This is a genomic window from Bartonella sp. CL434QHHD, assembly GCF_042195145.1.
Lineage (GTDB): Bacteria > Pseudomonadota > Alphaproteobacteria > Rhizobiales > Rhizobiaceae > Bartonella.
Window position 1 is genome coordinate 1 of the sequence record NZ_JBHINT010000029.1, and the last position, 1,253, is coordinate 1,253.

General features: G+C 36.4%; 2 protein-coding genes. Both read left to right on the plus strand.

Annotated elements, in window-relative coordinates:
- Positions 1-34: 34 nt before the first annotated feature.
- A complete protein-coding gene (locus ACFILN_RS04860) occupies positions 35-880 on the plus strand; it encodes a type IV secretion system protein (protein WP_375664643.1) in 846 nt (281 codons plus the stop codon).
- 240 nt (positions 881-1,120) lie between these two features.
- Positions 1,121-1,253: TrwH protein (locus tag ACFILN_RS04865; RefSeq protein WP_375661124.1), on the plus strand; the 133-nt coding region annotated here is incomplete at its 3' end.

Genomic DNA, 1,253 nt, shown 5'->3' on the forward strand with positions numbered 1-1,253 from the left:
ATAAAAAATTGAAAATTCGTTAAAGAGGAATTTCATGAAATTTACAGTTTTCGCGCAACTTTTCAATAAAGTTGATCAGATAACAAAAACGTATGTCACGGACATTTCCTCAAAAACAATAGCTACAATTACACCCTTTGTATCAATCAGTCTCACAATCGCTTTCATCATCTATGGTTGGCTCATCATCCGGGGCGCTATAGATATGCCTCTCTCCGGATTTGTAAATCGTTTCCTACGAATAAGTATTATTACTTCAATATCCCTTACCACAGGACTTTATCAGAGTGAAATTGCGGATTTAATAACACAAATGCCCTATGAGTTATCAAAAGCACTCATAACAAATCCACTCAATGATACACAATTAATGAATTTACTTGATACAGCAGCAACCAAAGGATTCCAATATGCAGGCCGTCTTTTCCAAGAAACCGTCTTCTTCGAAGCCAATGGGCTGCTTTACAGTCTCTTAGGCATCATCATCTTGCTGGCAACAAGCTTCGTAGTAGCAATCGGCGGTGGTCTCGTGCTACTGACAAAACTCGCTATTACACTTCTCGTCGGATGGGGACCTCTCTTCATCGTTGCTTTGCTCTGGCAACCAACTCATCGTCTTTTCGAGCAATGGATAATCCAAGTCGTGAATTATATAATCCTCTTTCTACTCTTAGCCACTGTATTTAATCTGATGATGAATATCTTTGCAAACTATTTGAGCGACATGAAACTCGATTACAACCAGAATATAAGCTTCATGTTTGGGGGAGCTCTCATCTTGTCCATTATATCCATCATGCTGTTACTCAAACTATCAAGCATTGCTAATTCTCTCGCAAAAGGCATTACATTCGGACATCTATGGAGACATAGAAACTAGATGAGATAGAAAGCAATGGTTCCCGTAACAGACGCCCTTAATGCCCATATGACAAAATAACAAGAATATCCAATCCTAAAGTAAAAAATATTCGCACTGAAATTGAGCTATTTTTATAAATTAAAATGGAATAAAAAAAGTAAAATAATTACACACAACGTACTTTACTTTATGTTCAAAATAATAATAATGACAACAAATATCAGGATGTATATAACAATAAAAAAGAGTCATATTAAAATGAAGTCGATCATTCTTGTAATTTTGATTGCAAACCTTTTATCGGCTTGTGTATTAGCACCAAAGCTAAAACAGCCAAATGATAGGAACCGGGTGCCTATTAATAAAACAATCCCTGCCGAAATCAAGCGAG

What these genes read in the sequence shown, in the direction of transcription:
- ACFILN_RS04860 (WP_375664643.1), top strand. Translation starts at nt 35, where the DNA reads ATGAAATTTACAGTTTTCGCGCAACTTTTCAATAAAGTTGATCAGATA.